The sequence below is a fragment of the Bacillus sp. ISL-46 genome (genome assembly GCF_018613205.1).
The window spans coordinates 21,414-36,614 of record NZ_JAGGQR010000048.1; the positions used below are offsets into that span (position 1 = coordinate 21,414).

At 35.2% G+C, this 15,201-nt stretch carries 15 protein-coding genes and 1 pseudogene; 8 read left to right on the top strand and 8 right to left on the bottom strand.

Going from position 1 to position 15,201, the window contains the following annotated elements; all coding sequences use genetic code 11:
• Positions 1–107: 107 nt before the first annotated feature.
• Positions 108–1,913, bottom strand: a complete 1,806-nt coding sequence (locus J7E67_RS22450; RefSeq protein WP_214713589.1) for a V4R domain-containing protein — start codon at positions 1,911–1,913, stop codon at positions 108–110.
• A gap of 178 nt (positions 1,914–2,091) precedes the next feature.
• On the opposite strand from J7E67_RS22450, the gene J7E67_RS22455 reads away from it, so the two are divergent.
• The 4 genes from J7E67_RS22455 (at position 2,092) to J7E67_RS22470 (ending at position 6,400) form a co-directional block, all read left to right on the top strand.
• Positions 2,092–2,988 (top strand): alpha/beta fold hydrolase, encoded by an 897-nt coding sequence (locus J7E67_RS22455; RefSeq protein WP_214713590.1) that lies wholly within the window; start codon positions 2,092–2,094, stop codon positions 2,986–2,988.
• Positions 2,989–3,012: 24 nt separating this feature from the next.
• Entirely contained in the window at positions 3,013–4,182 is a 1,170-nt protein-coding gene (locus J7E67_RS22460) for an acyl-CoA dehydrogenase family protein (RefSeq protein ID WP_214713591.1), read from the top strand.
• Between the two features lie 93 nt (positions 4,183–4,275).
• A complete protein-coding gene (locus J7E67_RS22465) occupies positions 4,276–5,256 on the top strand; it encodes a VOC family protein (protein WP_214713592.1) in 981 nt (326 codons plus the stop codon).
• Between the two features lie 103 nt (positions 5,257–5,359).
• Positions 5,360–6,400 (top strand): AbrB family transcriptional regulator, encoded by a 1,041-nt coding sequence (locus J7E67_RS22470; protein ID WP_251026930.1) that lies wholly within the window; start codon positions 5,360–5,362, stop codon positions 6,398–6,400.
• Between the two features lie 866 nt (positions 6,401–7,266).
• Here J7E67_RS22470 and J7E67_RS22475 read toward each other — a convergent pair.
• The 3 genes from J7E67_RS22475 to J7E67_RS22485 all read right to left on the bottom strand — a co-directional run bounded on the left by J7E67_RS22475 (position 7,267) and on the right by J7E67_RS22485 (position 9,224).
• Positions 7,267–8,328 carry a flavin-containing monooxygenase gene (locus tag J7E67_RS22475; protein WP_214732870.1) on the bottom strand — a complete coding sequence of 354 codons (1,062 nt, stop codon included), beginning with the start codon at positions 8,326–8,328 and terminating at the stop codon, positions 7,267–7,269.
• A gap of 81 nt (positions 8,329–8,409) precedes the next feature.
• On the bottom strand, positions 8,410–8,760 hold the full coding sequence (locus J7E67_RS22480; protein WP_214732871.1) for an ArsR/SmtB family transcription factor: 351 nt from the start codon (positions 8,758–8,760) through the stop codon (positions 8,410–8,412).
• Between the two features lie 14 nt (positions 8,761–8,774).
• On the bottom strand, positions 8,775–9,224 hold the full coding sequence (locus J7E67_RS22485; protein WP_214732882.1) for an ArsI/CadI family heavy metal resistance metalloenzyme: 450 nt from the start codon (positions 9,222–9,224) through the stop codon (positions 8,775–8,777).
• Positions 9,225–9,507: 283 nt separating this feature from the next.
• Between J7E67_RS22485 and J7E67_RS22490 the strand changes: the two genes are divergently transcribed.
• The 3 genes from J7E67_RS22490 to J7E67_RS22500 all read left to right on the top strand — a co-directional run bounded on the left by J7E67_RS22490 (position 9,508) and on the right by J7E67_RS22500 (position 10,335).
• A complete protein-coding gene (locus tag J7E67_RS22490) occupies positions 9,508–9,834 on the top strand; it encodes an ArsR/SmtB family transcription factor (protein WP_214732872.1) in 327 nt (108 codons plus the stop codon).
• A 75-nt stretch (positions 9,835–9,909) separates the two neighbouring features.
• Complete coding sequence (locus J7E67_RS22495; protein ID WP_214732873.1) at positions 9,910–10,101, top strand: hypothetical protein; 192 nt, start codon at positions 9,910–9,912, stop codon at positions 10,099–10,101.
• Positions 10,102–10,128: 27 nt separating this feature from the next.
• The gene (locus J7E67_RS22500) at positions 10,129–10,335 is read left to right on the top strand and encodes a hypothetical protein (RefSeq protein ID WP_214712709.1); all 207 of its coding nucleotides are present in this window, start codon (positions 10,129–10,131) and stop codon (positions 10,333–10,335) included.
• A gap of 304 nt (positions 10,336–10,639) precedes the next feature.
• On the opposite strand, the gene J7E67_RS22505 is transcribed toward J7E67_RS22500, so the two are convergent.
• The 4 genes and pseudogenes from J7E67_RS22505 to J7E67_RS22520 form a co-directional block, all read right to left on the bottom strand.
• Positions 10,640–11,020, bottom strand: coding sequence for a YidH family protein (locus J7E67_RS22505; RefSeq protein WP_214712710.1), 381 nt, complete (start codon positions 11,018–11,020; stop codon positions 10,640–10,642).
• Positions 11,021–11,033: 13 nt separating this feature from the next.
• A complete protein-coding gene (lgt, locus tag J7E67_RS22510; RefSeq protein ID WP_214732874.1) occupies positions 11,034–11,846 on the bottom strand; it encodes a prolipoprotein diacylglyceryl transferase in 813 nt (270 codons plus the stop codon).
• A gap of 243 nt (positions 11,847–12,089) precedes the next feature.
• Positions 12,090–12,389 carry a DUF302 domain-containing protein gene (locus tag J7E67_RS22515; RefSeq protein ID WP_308161467.1) on the bottom strand — a complete coding sequence of 100 codons (300 nt, stop codon included), beginning with the start codon at positions 12,387–12,389 and terminating at the stop codon, positions 12,090–12,092.
• A gap of 112 nt (positions 12,390–12,501) precedes the next feature.
• Positions 12,502–13,137, bottom strand: a pseudogene (locus tag J7E67_RS22520) (sulfite exporter TauE/SafE family protein); the annotation flags it as partial.
• Between the two features lie 331 nt (positions 13,138–13,468).
• Here J7E67_RS22520 and rnjA point away from each other — a divergent pair.
• Positions 13,469–15,142, top strand: coding sequence for a ribonuclease J1 (gene rnjA, locus J7E67_RS22525; RefSeq protein ID WP_214732876.1), 1,674 nt, complete (start codon positions 13,469–13,471; stop codon positions 15,140–15,142).
• Positions 15,143–15,201: the final 59 nt, after the last annotated feature.

Sequence of the window (15,201 nt, forward strand, 5' to 3'; positions counted from 1 at the left end):
ATTAATGGTAATCATTAAGTACGAGTGCTTGATGTCCAAATCAAATGACAAAAGGCATACGAGAGGTTAACTTTCGATGCCTTTTGTCGTCCATATGATTTGGCTTTTTAGCGTGCAAATTCCTCAAAGTTTAAGCTATCCGACAAAATTAGTGCCTGAATAACTAATAAAGTATACGCTGCAGTTGATGCGTTTTTTAGTGAAATTTGTAGCTGCTCCTCAATTTGCTTTATACGATATTGGATACCGCCGATTGATAACGTCAACTCATCCATCGTTTCTTTTAAGCGTTGGCTATTTAATAAATAGACGTAAAGCGTGTGCAACAATTCTTTTTTACGTACATCATTGAAATTGTATAAGTCTTTTAACGTCTTTTTCGCCATTTCATGCAGTTGCTCAATACTCATGTTCTTTACGATATCGCCAAGCATTCCTAAATCTTCGTAATCTGTTAGTAGCTTTTGGTTTGGGAAGCGCTGTGCGATACGCGCCTCTTGTAGAGAACGTTCGAAATCTTTAAAGTTGCTAAACGTTCCGCTTAGCCCTATTGAATATTTATAATTGCTATTTTGCTTCTCCATCTTTTGAAAAATTTTCGTGATTTTCCTTTGCCAACCTTGCTGATCGCTATTTAGCGAGTTAAGGAGAGCAATTTCTTCCCCGAGTACAGCAAAAATACAAGATAAATCCCACTCTTTTGCCAACTTTGAAAGCTCTGTTAGCTGGTCATGAATGTCAATAATTTCGTGATTTTTCTTTTTCTTTTTCACACTAATTATACCTGTAGAAAATGGCGGCTGAAACTTAAACGGTAAGAATTTATAGTAAGATTCGATATCTTTAATATTTCGATTATGAATTAAGCGCTCTAATAGCGAGCTACGCATACGTTGTTGCTCTTCAAACTGCGTCTCCTCGTATAAAATACATAACGCCACGACCGTCGAAATACGCTCTAAAAATAAGTGGTCGTTTTCATCCATATACTTGTCATCAAAGTAAAAAAACGAACAAGTGGCATAACTTTTTTTATTAATGAGAACAGGTGCCGTCAACTTCCAATATTTATCACCTTTATAATGCGAAACGTTGTGCTTATCGACAAAATGCGATAATTTCGCCTTATCTTTTTTTATTACTAGCTGCTGTTCTTCCGTTAAACCGATTTGACTTAACGGAGTGCCGTGAATATCCTCAATTAAAATCGGGATGTTCAACAGCTCATACGCAGCCTGTACAATTTCATCCATCGAATGCTTATCTGTTACTTTTTGCGTAAGTTGACCTTGAAATATCGAAATTTTTTCGAGCATTTGCTTATGATGCAAAAGTGCATCATATGTCATTTCAAGCTCGGATAGAATGTTGTCGTTTTGATAAAGGTGAATAAGATCCTCCTTCTCTTTGAGCCAATCGCGCTCCAAACGCACTTTAAACTCACAGCATGGATCACCTTTTGCGACGCACTTGTACTCAACGGCAATAATTGACTCGCCAAACTCATATGTCAATGCACCACTTGCAAAGCCGCATAACATATGACAAACACATTCATTTGCTAAACCGTAATTTTTAAGGTGTAATGCTGCTTCGAATGATTCTACCCATTGTCCCCACGTATCAATACATTCAATCGTGCCGTCCGGATGGCGCACAATTTCCCCCATGAAAATAACATCTTTTACGTGACCTAAGCGCGAATGTCTTTTACCGACAGGATTGATCGAGTTTTTACTTTGGAGCATATTTTTTGCTGATTCCATCCCAAACTCTTTACCAAATCGGAATAAAAAGCCTTTCGTTTTATGAGAGCCGATGTTGTTAAATAAATTGTTTTTTAATGTGTGGAAGGCATTTGCCGACATTAAAATATTTTTCGTTTCGCTAGAATCAAATGCTATTTCACTCATTAAAATCACAGCCCCTTTGATTTCCTATTTCCCATATTACAAAAAGGAGATTCATTTTTCAATAAATTTTAAAGATTATTACTATTCATTCAATAAAAATCACTATGACGTTTAATATTTTTAACAGTTATACTCAAAACAGAAAATAACAATCAATACAATACAAGGGGGCAAAACGATGACAATTTTTGAAGGATTTCATAATAGTTTCGTATTAGCAAACGGTGTACGTACACATTATTCCTGGGCCGGAACAGAAGGACCAGCTGTAATTTTACTACATGGTGCAGGACCTGGAGCTTGCGGCGCAGCGGGTTGGCGTTTGATGTTACCTGCATTAGCAAAAGCTGGCTTCCGAGCATACGCCGTAGATCAACTATCAATGGGCTTCACAGATGCACGCCCTCACGCATGGCCAGTAAATGGTCATCAAAGCTTAGTGGACCATGTACATAATTTTATTGAAGCATTATGCCTAGATGAAGTATCACTTGTCGGCAACTCACAAGGTGCTTACGTTGCAGCTAAATATGCAATTGACCACCCTGAAAAAGTAAATAAGGTTGTTTATATCGGCAGTAATACAATTTATCAAGCGATGCAAGAAGTACCCGAAAGAAAGCTACGTTCATTCTTAGAAGTGATTGGTTACGACTATACAGAAGAATCGTTACGTAAATTTATGTATCGCAATTCAAGTGAAGACACAGTCATTCCTGAAGAACTAATTCAACTACGTCATCAAGCAGCAACTCGACCAGGTGTAAAAGAATCAAATCACGCGTTCGATGCTTACTTAGCAAGAATGAATGAAGAACCAAGGCTTTGGGATCGTTACTGCATTAAAGATGCATTCCCAAAATTAAAAATCCCTGGCTTATTCATTTGGGGTAACCAAGATTCTGTTGCACCAGTTGAGACAGGTTATAAGCTTGAGAAATTATTACCGAACATTAAATTCGAATATATCGAAAGCTGCGGTCACCAAGCACAAACTGACCAACCAGAAATCGTGAACAAACTAGTCACCAATTTTTTAGCAGTGGAAAAAGATCAAGTAGTTACAGCACAATAAACTATTTTTGAAAGGAATGATCAAATGTTAACAGTAGTTGAAAATAAAGCTACTTATGAAGAAATTATGCAAAAGGCGAAGCGTATCGGTGAAGCTGCAGGGTTAGAAGCAATCGAAGCAGATCTAAACTCGACAATTTCTCCACGCATCGCGGATATTATCCGCGAGGAGGAAATTCATCGTTTAATTTTACCGAAAGAGTTCGGCTATCCACAACTTGATTGGCGCACGTTCGTTGATATGGTAAGTACAGTTGGTTACCACAACTTATCTGCTTCGTGGTTAACATACTTCTTCTCAGTGCACAACTCTTGGGTATGCTACTATCCAAAGCACATTCGCGATGAAGTCATTAACCAAGGCGGCTTCGTAGCTGACGTATTTGCACCCATCGGAAAAGTAGAACCAGTTGAAGACGGCTATATCGTTTCGGGTAAGTACAACTTTGTAAGCGGTATCAATTACTGCGATTGGGTTGGAGTTGGCGCAATTATGAAATTCGAAGACAACGACCAACCTGAGCGTGTAGGTATTTTATTAAAAGTTTCTGACTTAGAAGTTGTGAAAACTTGGGATTCGCTTGGTCTTCGTGGATCTGGTAGTAATACATTAATCATCGATAATGTTTTCGTTAAGCCTGATGCTATTTTACGCTTTAGCAAAATTATCGAAAAGAGCCAACCACCGTATGAAGAGTTCGATCAAGACTACTTATACTACAACACACCATTCTACCCTGGCTTCTATGTAGGGTTCGCAGCGATGGCTGTTGGTGGTGCAGAGCGTGTACTTGACGAATTCGAAAAGCATACAGCAGGTCGCGTACGCTTTTCTGGAATTAACGAAAAAGATTCTCCTACGAGCCAACGTGTGCTTTCGGAATTAAAGCTTGAAATGCTTACTGCTAAAAGTTTATTAAATGAATACATCGCAATGATGGAAACAGATAAAGGCGGCCCATACGAAGGGGCAAAATATAAAGCAATCCGTGCAAAGATTATCGATAAGTGTACACAAATCGGCGTTAAATCACTACTTACTTTAGGTGGACACGCATTATTAAAAGGTCACCCAGTCGAGCTATTCACTCGTGACTTAATGGCAATCGCAACACACATTACTTCTTTATATGAAGACGGCATTTTAGGTTACGGTAGACATTTATTCGGCGTAAATACAAACATTCAAGGGTAATATTAGTACTCGGAAATGTGATTTATAAAGAGTGGATTCATAATTCACATATCCTCTTAAATAAAAAAACAACTAATTATGAGGTGAATATAAATGGAAAAATTTCATTACGCACCAGAAATTGCAAAATTGGGACACGTAGCTTTAGTGTCAACAGATCTTGAAAAATCTTTATGGTTTTTCCGCGACACAATTGGCCTAGAAGAAACAGAAATTGTAGATGGTGTACACTACTTAAGAGCTTGGGGCGACTTCGAACACCATACATTATCAATTACAGCTGGTGAAACTTCTTACATCGATCACATCGGCTGGCGTACAAAACGTCGCGAGGACATAGCAACTTTCGCAACATTATTAGAAGATGCTGGTACAGAAGTACGTTGGATAGAGGCAGGTGAAGAAGTAGCGCAAGGTGAAGCAATCCGCTTCGAATTACCAAGTGGTCACCGCTTCGAACTTTACTACGATATGGAAAAAACACCTGCTGATGAATCTCGTAAATCAGTACTTAAAAACCAAACTTATAAATCTTGGGCGAAAGGTGTATCTCCACGCCGTATCGATCATGTAAACTTACAAACTTCTCACGACAATGCTGAGATCGTAAAATATTTACAAGAAGCATTAGGTTTCAAGCTACGCGAATACTTCGTAAATCCAGACGATGTGCAAGTAGCTAGCTGGTTATCAGTAACAAACTTAGTACATGATGTAGCAATCATGTCTACATCACGTTCAAAAGAGCCAAACGAAATGCACCATATCGCTTACTGGTTAGATAACGCACAAGACTTACTACGTGCTGCTGACATTTTATGTGAAGCAGATGTACAATTCGTTGGTCCTGGTAAACATGGTATATCTCAAGCAATGTACATTTACGTAAAAGACCCGGGAAGCGGCTTGCGTCTTGAAATCTTTACAAATAGCTACTTAATCTTCGAACCAGACTGGGAGCCAGTGAAATGGACTTATGAAGAATATTTGAAAAATGGTTCCGCATACTGGGGTGATCGTCGCCGCGATGACGTAGATCGTGAAGCACAAGTAAAAGAATTAGCGAAATTATAATAACTAGACCACCAGTATTCATGACGATGAACGCTGGTGGTTTCTTAAGTAATAAATGTAGCTAGGAATATTATTATAGGAAGGGGTGTTACTGTTGAAGGCAATGTTAAAGGTGTTAGTTTTATCTTTAATTGGCGGTTATATTTTTAGCCTACTGCACATCCCTATTCCATGGATGCTCGGCCCAATTGTTGTCATCATGTTAGCCCAATTTGTTTATAAAGGACCGCTCAGATGGTCCGGCCAAATGCGTGATTTAGGTGTCGTCATGGTCGGTACCGTAATAGGAGTACAATTTAACATCGATTTATTCGGCATGATGGGCTCAATTTTATTTTACATGATAACGCTAAACATTATTTTAATCGGTGGCTCAATCGGCATCGCTTACTTAACTAGTAAATGGGCAAAAATCCCGATGAAAGCTGCTGTACTTGGTGCAATCCCCGGCGGTTTAGGTCAAATCGTCGTATTTGCTGAAGAAGAAAAAGTTGAAGAAATTGGCGTTATTTCTTATTTTCAAGTAATTCGGCTGTTACTAGTCGTTGTATTCGTACCGTTTATCGTCGCTGGACAAGTAATAAGTAAGCAGCCAACCGACGCGAAGCTTACGATTAGTTTAGTATTATTAATTGCACTTGCATGGGTATGCTCATATTTAATGCAACGTATCCATTTGCCTGTTGCATTTTTCATCACACCCATTATTTTGTTGATTACGTTGCATCTTACAACACCAATCGCAATGCCACAAGTACCTAGCATGTTCATGAACGTCGCACAGCTACTAATCGGCGCCCATATTGGCTTAATGCTCAAGCCACATATGATTAAGCTTCCAGTACGTGTACTTGTAGGCGGCATTTTCAGCGCATTTGCACTGATCGCCCTAACATTCGGCTCAAGCTTCCTAATGTCGTTTGAATTGGACACAACATTCGCTACAAGTTTTCTAAGCACAGCCCCAGGTGGCTTAGATCAAATGGTATTATTAGCTGATGCAGTTAAAGCAGAAGTCTCGCTTGTTTCGATGTTCCAAACGTTCAGGCTATTGTTCATCTTTATTTTAATTATGCCTTTGATGAAAATGTTTTACGGTTGGCGAGAAAAAAAGAGATTGTCTACAATCAAGCAAGCAGTATAGTAAAGTATTAATATATAAAAGCGTATTTTGGAAAATTTTTATTGAGAATCTATAACGCTTACCTTTTATCTCTGAGTTTTAATATTCATATTAAAATAATGTTATATTTAATAATAATAATGTCATATTCAATAACATTAATAATAACAACAATTATATAATTTATGAGATTAATAAAATATATGTCAATATATATATTATTAATTTTTTGAAGAAAATTAATATTCAATCGTTCCCTAGCTTGAATAGATCAAAGTCAATCCATTGCAAGGAATAAAATTTCTTCGCAAATACAAAAAGTCTCGAAAATAATTTTCGAGACTTTTTTGATCTATTATGAATGAGTAAAATTTTATAGAAACACACAGTTTTGAAGTTAGAGGGAAGGTATCATGTTTGATTACATTTAGTTTTATATAATGCCGTAAAGTCTTGATTTAACGCACTTTTTATCAAGTCATATATCATTTAATTTTATCTAATTAAATATAAAAACATCTAATCTGTGACCAAGTTGTGACCAAAAGTGTGATTATTAATGGGATTAAATAAGTAATTGAGGAGGTTTAATAAAACCTCCTCTTCTTCCATTTGTCACCCCAAAAGGAGAATGAACCTATTGGAGACCTAGAATTATTACATCATGCCGACCATTCATTTTCAGATATAATAGAAAGAAATAGTGTATAAAAAAAGGCTCTAAATCAACATTTATAAAAAGTTCGACTTAAATGTATTAAATGAAATATAAAACATCGGAGGACAAACCGGAGGACAAAAGAGGACAAATTCAGGAGTAAAATGTATAAACAACCAACGGTATTTCAAACATAATCCCTTGGCATTAATCCCAAGGGGTATATCAATTATTTCAAACTAATATCGATGTGTTTTTTTAAATGCTTAACAATGTATTTTGCATCTGCTCCGACACCCCGAATGGTTGCTGAGGAAAGTGTTCGTTGTCCTGAAAGACCCACGTAATATAGCCCATCAATCTTATTGCTAATCCCTTTATGTTGCATTGGGTTACCTGAATGATGTATCGCATCTTTTAGTGTTGTTAAATGATTAATATTTGGCTTATAACCAGTAGCATAAATAACCGAATCTACTTTTTCCTCTCCGCCATCACTCCACATTACACCTTCTTCTGTATAGTTAGTGAACATCGGCTTACTATCGGGCCTTTTATTTAATATAGCTTCTTTATAGACCCCTGTATCCATAACTGACGTATTCATGGAGAATTTTCTACCATAAGGTAGCGTATCAACACCAGTTACTTTCAACCAGAAATGAATGTCTTTTCCTAAAATTCGCTGTGGTGTATAAGAAATCGGGTTTCTGGTTGCAAGGGACACGTTTGAAACCTGGGCTAATTCATAGGCAATTTGAATCGCAGAGTTCCCTCCTCCAACCACTACTACTCTTTGATTTTTATATTCTTCTACTTTTCTGTATTGGCTGGAGTGAATTACCTTGCCTTTAAATCGCTCACTTCCTTCTATTACAGGGATATTAGGATATGCAAAAGCACCAGTAGCGGAAATGACAGCTTTTGAATAAAATATGTTCCCCCTTGCAGTTGCAGTCACAAAGTCTTTTCCATTCTTACTTACTTCCGTCACCTTTTCTTCTGTACGAACATTGAATTTATTATATTTGGTATATTCGTTAAAATAAGAAATAACCTCGTCTTTTGTGGGATAGTGGTTTGGATCACCAGGAAATCGCAAACCTGGGAGTGATGAATATCTTGCTGGAGAAAATAAGGTTAAGCTATCATAATACTTTTGCCAGGAGCCTGCTGCCTGTTCAGTTGCCTCAAGAATCAAATACTTTAGTCCCCACTTTTTCAGGTAATACGCTGATGCTAATCCTGCTTGACCTCCTCCAATAACTATACAATCGAATGTATTTTCCATATCATCTTCTCCTTACATATCGTTATTTAACGATATGTTTTATTAAAAATAATGAACATATAGTTTTTTCTACACGTCCATTTAGCAACAGGCAATCAATAACTTATTTAGATCTTGCAGTAATTCCATGATTTTGTTTTTGTTTGTGGAATAAAAAACTCCCTTGCCTTCCTTACGGGAAAATAATAATCCTGCTTTTTTTAATATTGATAATTGCTCAGAAGCTGTTGATTGGCTAATTCCAACCAACTCTGCAACTTGGTTTACAGTTACCTCTTTTCTATCCAAAAATAGAAACATTATTTCCTGTCTCTTTTCACTAGCCAAAGCTTTCAAAAAGCTTTGTATTTCATCATTAATCAACATCAGTTCACCTAAATTCATATCTATTAATTTTGAATTTGTTATGCGGAATAAAAAGGGAAGGAGCATGATGCTCTCCAATCTTATGAGCAACAAGATGAAGAGTTTTTGATTTCTACTTTTATTGTTTGAGTTGCACAACATGTTGATTGAGTTTTCATAGTCTCTACGTCACCTTTTGTATAAAAGAACTCCCACTCGTTCCCGTCTGGATCGGTTACCCAAAATTTATCTTGAGTAGCATAACAGCAGGTAACATCCATCTCTTCCCTTGCAAAGAACCCTAATTTTTCTAAACGGTCTTTATGTTGCAGCACCTCTTCTTGATTTTCAACTTGAAAGCCGAAATGTCCAACCTGATTTCCAGATACCTCGTCTTTTAAGTTTAAAGTGAAATTAAGGGCTGGGTCATCAAGTAAAAATTTTGCGTAATCTGGTTTTACCTTTACTGGATCCGTATTAAAAACCTTTTTGTAAAATTGAATTGATTTCTCTAAATCCGTAACATTCACTCCAACATGCATTTTCATTATTAACAACTCCCTCACATTATTTTATAAATCAAATATTTTTGATTTATAATTCATAAATCAACTTTTTTTGATTTATGATTACAGTATATTAGCAATTTTTTCTAATTACAACCCTTTTATCAAATAAATTTGATTCTTCATTTGTATCATTTTTACATCTTCAGAAATATATTAAAATATAAGTTTAAATCAATTTTTTTTGATTTAATTAATTGACACATGAAAATATTGGATATATTATGAATGTATCAAGTTTATTTGATTTATGAAGTAGGTGATTTAGATGAAAGAAGAAATTCAATTACAAGATATATCCTTAGATAAAGTGTTTGAAAAATATGAACTAAAATTTAAAGCTATTGCTGATAAAAAAAGACTTCAAATCATGTATATTTTAACCCAGAATGGTTCTATGTGTGTGTGCGATCTGGCTCCCATGATGGATATGGCTCAATCGAAACTATCTTATCATTTAAAGATTTTATTAGATGCCAACATTATCAAAAAAGAAACAAAGGGCACCTGGAGTTATTATGAACTGAATCAAGAGGAACTAAATCATTTATTGTCCCATGAACTTTGCTGTATCTTTAAACCAACTTGTTGCTAATTTTTTTAAACTTTATATCAATTTTTTTTGATTAATAAATCAATATTATTATTTGATTAATAGGAGGAAATCAATATGTTTAATGAGTATGAGGTATATCAATTGATGAAATTACGCCAAGAGGAAGTTGAAAGAAAAGCACAAAATGCCTGGAAAATGGAAGATTTTCAAAAGGACACATTTTTTCAAAAGCTAGTTAAGAAATTTAAACCGAACCAACAATTAACTATCGTAAAAACAAATTGCGATTGCGTGTGCTGTTGTTAAGCACTCGGCCCTATAGGAGGTTGTATTTTGACTGTTAATCATGCTAGTACCTTGAGAAAAGAGTATTTTCTTTCCTATATCAATTTAGTAATGATTTCTCGAAATTGTTCCCTACAACAGGCAAAGGAATTAACAATAGAACTGTTTTTCAAAAACAACATTGAACAATATGGTAAACAAACTTATGAGAGATTTTTAGAAGCTTTTAAACATTTAAGTAAGAATGAAAATTAACTATTTCACGGGCCTTGTATTTGGCAATAAAATTGCTGTTTATTGCAGTATGTTTTTTGAATGTAAAAGCTGAAAATATCCAAGAAATGAATAAAAACTTGCATATTTTCGGCTTTTTTTATAATTTGTATATTGAACAAAAGCACCCTATAGTTTAAGTAATTCTTCACAATCTTTATTTATTCCTTAAATAAGACTATAGTTCCTCTAATTTCTCCAATTATAAATTGGAATTGACATCAAAAATAATCCCCCCAAAAAATAAAAGTGCCGCTGTAATAATTCAAAGCGACACTTTAACGGATTATATCAATCCCCAAGCAAATAAATAGTAAATACCGAAAATTAGAAAGATAAGCAGCAATACAAGCGATAAAAAGATAACTAAATTTCGTGGAAATATAAAAGTTTGTTGATTAATATCTTTCCCTTTTTTAAAATAGCCAATGGTTGACATCATTAAGGTCATAATCCCTACGAATATAGAAGCTAATCCAATTGTTTGAGCTAATCTATCTCCAATTGCTATATTTTCAGTTATAGAAGAAAAGTGAAGGTTGGTTATTAAAAAACCAACGCCAATAATCGTAATGCTTGTTCGTATCCAGGCCAAGTAAGTGCGTTCATTCGCTAAGTGTTGCTGAATATATTTTGAATCAAGCGTCTGTTGGTCGTTGTTTTTCATTTTTATCCCTCTTTTAATCCGTCAAATACCGTTTGGTAGAAAATCCTTTCATTCTTCTGAAAAGAAGAAGCGATATACATCCAGTGAGAATCAAAATGGAGATGACTTGAGCGATTCTTAGATGATCAGTTAGCATTAAACTGTCTGTTCGCATTCCCTCGATAAAGAAACGTCCAATTGAGTACCAGATAAGATACATTAAAAACAATTCTCCCCGACGAAGATTAACTTTCCGTAAAGAAATCAAAATAATTACTCCAGTTAAACTCCACAAAGATTCATATAAAAAGGTTGGGTGATAATAGGTACCATTAATATTCATTTGGTTAATAATAAATGTAGGAAGGTGTAAATTTTCAAGAAATGTACGTGAAACAGGGCCTCCGTGAGCCTCTTGGTTCATAAAGTTACCCCAACGCCCGATAGCCTGTCCTAATAAAATGCTTGGTGCTGTAATATCAGCTAATTTCCAAAACGATATTTTTCTTTTATTTGTAAAAATGATGGCTGTAATAACTGCTCCAATCAATCCCCCATGAATAGCTATACCACCGTTCCATATAGCGGGGATTTCACTTAAATGATTTTTATAATAACTCCATTCAAATAAGACGTAATAAATCCTGGCTGAAATGATGGCAATAGGTAAAGCAAATATAACTAAATCAACAAGAACATCGGGTGAAATTCCTCTTTTTTTACATTCTTGAGTCGCAAGATATAAGCCCAACATTGCCCCTAATCCGATGATAATACCATACCAATGGACACTAATAGCACCTAATTCAAAAGCAATTGGGTTTATAGGAGTAAGATTCGTATTCATATTATGTCCTCCCGTTTTTATTTCATTTTTTTATTATATCATTTAAATGTTAAAAAACTTTTAATTATCTATTACCTTTTGGCACTATTAAAATCATAAAGGGGTCAGTTATAAACAAATAATTGTCTTGTGAAACTCTAGACTTGTTAGTCGTAAAAAAAGACGATGCCTTTTAAAAGCATCGCTACGTTAGTTAAAGAAGAAAAATATATTCCACCATTAGAGACTGATGATAATAATGTCTTACTTACTTTTATCCAATACTTTCACTAAAGTAACTTCGATATTTTCTGCGATCTCTTTTAATTGTGGGTCATCAATCATACCAACCATCATTGTTGGTTTAGGTAATCCAATTTTAGTTATTCCATTGCTTTCATAAACTGTTATTTTACACGGTAGAAAATAACCAACTAGTTCATTTATTTCAAGAACCTTCCCTGCTTCAACTGGATTACATACTTCTAAGATTCGGTATGGATTGTTGTAGCTTTCTACACCCTTTTCATGCAACTTTGCAGGGAGATCTAGCTGCCATAAAATGCCGAATTTTTCTTCCTTTAAATTCTACTCTAAAGATGGAATAGCCTTATCAATTGATTTATTCGTTTCTACTGTATAATGAAACATTGCTAAGATCACTCCTTATTGGTAATTAAACAAGTATTCCAAACCAAATTTTAAAGGTAGTAATGACAATTAAAGTAGCTAAAGCTATTTGCAAAACTTTTGTATTTAACTTTTTTCCTAGCCGAACTCCTATAGGGGATGCAATAAGACTAACGATTACCACTAATACAGCAGGTAGGAAAGGTACTTGCCCTGTTGAGACCTTTCCTATTGTGCCTCCGATGGAAGATATAAATGTAATAGCTAAGGATGTAGCGATTGTAATGCGGATAGGGATTTTCAGCACAACAAGCATAATAGGAACAAGAATAAATGAACCACCAGCACCTACTACTCCAGAAGCGATCCCTACGATAAAGGAAAGGGTTATTGCCAACCCTTTATTAAAATCTTCGCCCCAATTGGTTTCAATTTCCTTTTTAGGAACCAACATAAGTATCCCCGCTAGTAACGCCACTAATCCAAAAATAACATTGATACTCTTCTCTGAAAAAAAGTGTGAAGTGTATCCCCCAATCAAACTTCCGGTTAAGATACTTGAACCCATATACAGAATCAATGTTTTCTTTATATGTCCCCCATTTCTATGGGCCCAAATCCCTCCAAGAGCTGCAAAAAATACTTGAACAGCAACCACTCCAGACACTTCATGGGCTACATAAAATAATTGATTGAATTATTATATAAACTCATTTGCAATCAAATAACGGAAGGGGAGGATTCCTTTAGTTTATTTATATCAAAATACTCTGTTCTTAAGGATGAGTTTTTGATTTCATAAATAGGTCTCATTAGCGGCTTTTTTGCACTAACCTGCCCGTTACATTGATGAGTCTTAATGTTGGTGAAGACATCGGTTTAGAAATTCATCAGGTTAGTTTAAGTGCATTTATTCACAATATTATTAAAAAATATACGAATAGAAGAAATTTAGTAAGACCCAATTCTGTGTTAGAATCAAAGTAACAGTTTATTAGGAACGGAGTGGGTTAATGGCGATTGTAAAAAATAATAACATCATTGAAATTTTTGCACTTGGTGGTTTAGGTGAAATCGGTAAGAATACTTATGTTATTCAATACCAAAATGAAATTATTCTAGTGGATGCAGGCATTAAATTCCCTGGAGATGAGTTGTTTGGGATTGATTACGTTATCCCAGATTATTCTTATTTGATTGAAAATGAGGATAAAATAAAAGGTTTATTCGTTACACATGGGCACGAAGATCATATTGGTGGTATCCCTTTTTTATTAAAGGAAATAAACATCCCCATCTATGCAGGAAAATTGGCCATTGAATTAATAAAAGAAAAACTAAAAGAACATGGCTTATTAGACAAAGCGAAGTTATATGAAATCGAAGAAGATAAAACTATCTCTTTTAAGATTGTTGCAGTAGATTTTTTTAGAACAACCCATAGCATACCTGATTCTTACGGTATTGTTGTCAGAACTCCAAAAGGTAATGTAGTTCATACAGGAGATTTTAAGTTTGATTTAACTCCTTTAGGTCATCCATCAAACATTTCTAAAATGGCTGCTATCGGTAATGAAGGAGTTGTCTGCCTACTTTCAGATAGTACAAATAGTGAAATACCTGGATTTTCAATGTCTGAAAGAAAAATAAGTCAAACAATACACGACCTTTTTAATCATATTTCTGGGCGGATCATTTTTGCTACTTTTGCCTCCAATATGTATCGGTTTAAACAAGCAATTGATGCCGCAATTATTAATAAACGAAAAATTGCTGTCCTTGGAAGAAGTCTTGTAAAAGCGGTTAGAATAGGCCAAGAGCTTGGCTATCTAACCATTCCAGATAACACATTAATTGATGAAACTGAAATTAACCAATATCCTGATGATCAAATACTGGTTATCTGCACGGGAAGCCAGGGAGAACCTTTTGCTGCTTTATCAAGAATTGCAAATAAAAGACACCCCAGACTCTCAGTCAAGAAAGAAGATACTGTGATTTTTTCATCGTCCCCAATACCAGGTAATACAACCAGTATCAACAAAATTATTGACCAATTAAGTCGTGCTGGTGCGAATGTTATCCATCATAAACTTATTGATATTCATACATCTGGTCACGGTGCCCAAGAAGAACTTAAACTCATGCTTCGATTGATGAAACCTAAGTTTTTTGTACCCATTCACGGGGAATTCCGAATGTTAAAAAAACATGTAGAATTAGCACAGGAATGCGATGTGCCTTTCAGCAATTCATTTATATTGGATAATGGTAATATACTCGAAGTCAATGAAACGACTGCCAAAGTGACTGGCAGTGTCCCAGTAGATCCAGTTTACGTTGATGGTGAAGGAATAGGTGATATTGGGGAGATTGTACTTAGGGATCGTAAAAAACTATCAGAATCAGGTATTTTAATGGCGGTTATAGCCATTGACTTTAAGAATAAGACTATTATTAGGGGACCTGAAATCATTACAAGAGGATTTGTCTTTATGAGAGAATCTGAAGAATTATTAGGAAAAATTAAGGATGCCGCACACACAGCTACTATAACATCTCTTGAAGCAGAAAGACTTCAGTGGGGAAACATAAAAAAGGAAATTTTAAATTATGTTGAGCCGTTAATTTATAAAGAAACAGGAAGACGGCCTATGATCCTTCCAGTAATTATGGATGTCAATTAGTAATGTCATGTAATGGTGGAATGTAAAAAAGCACGCTGAAAAATTCAGCGTGTTTTTGT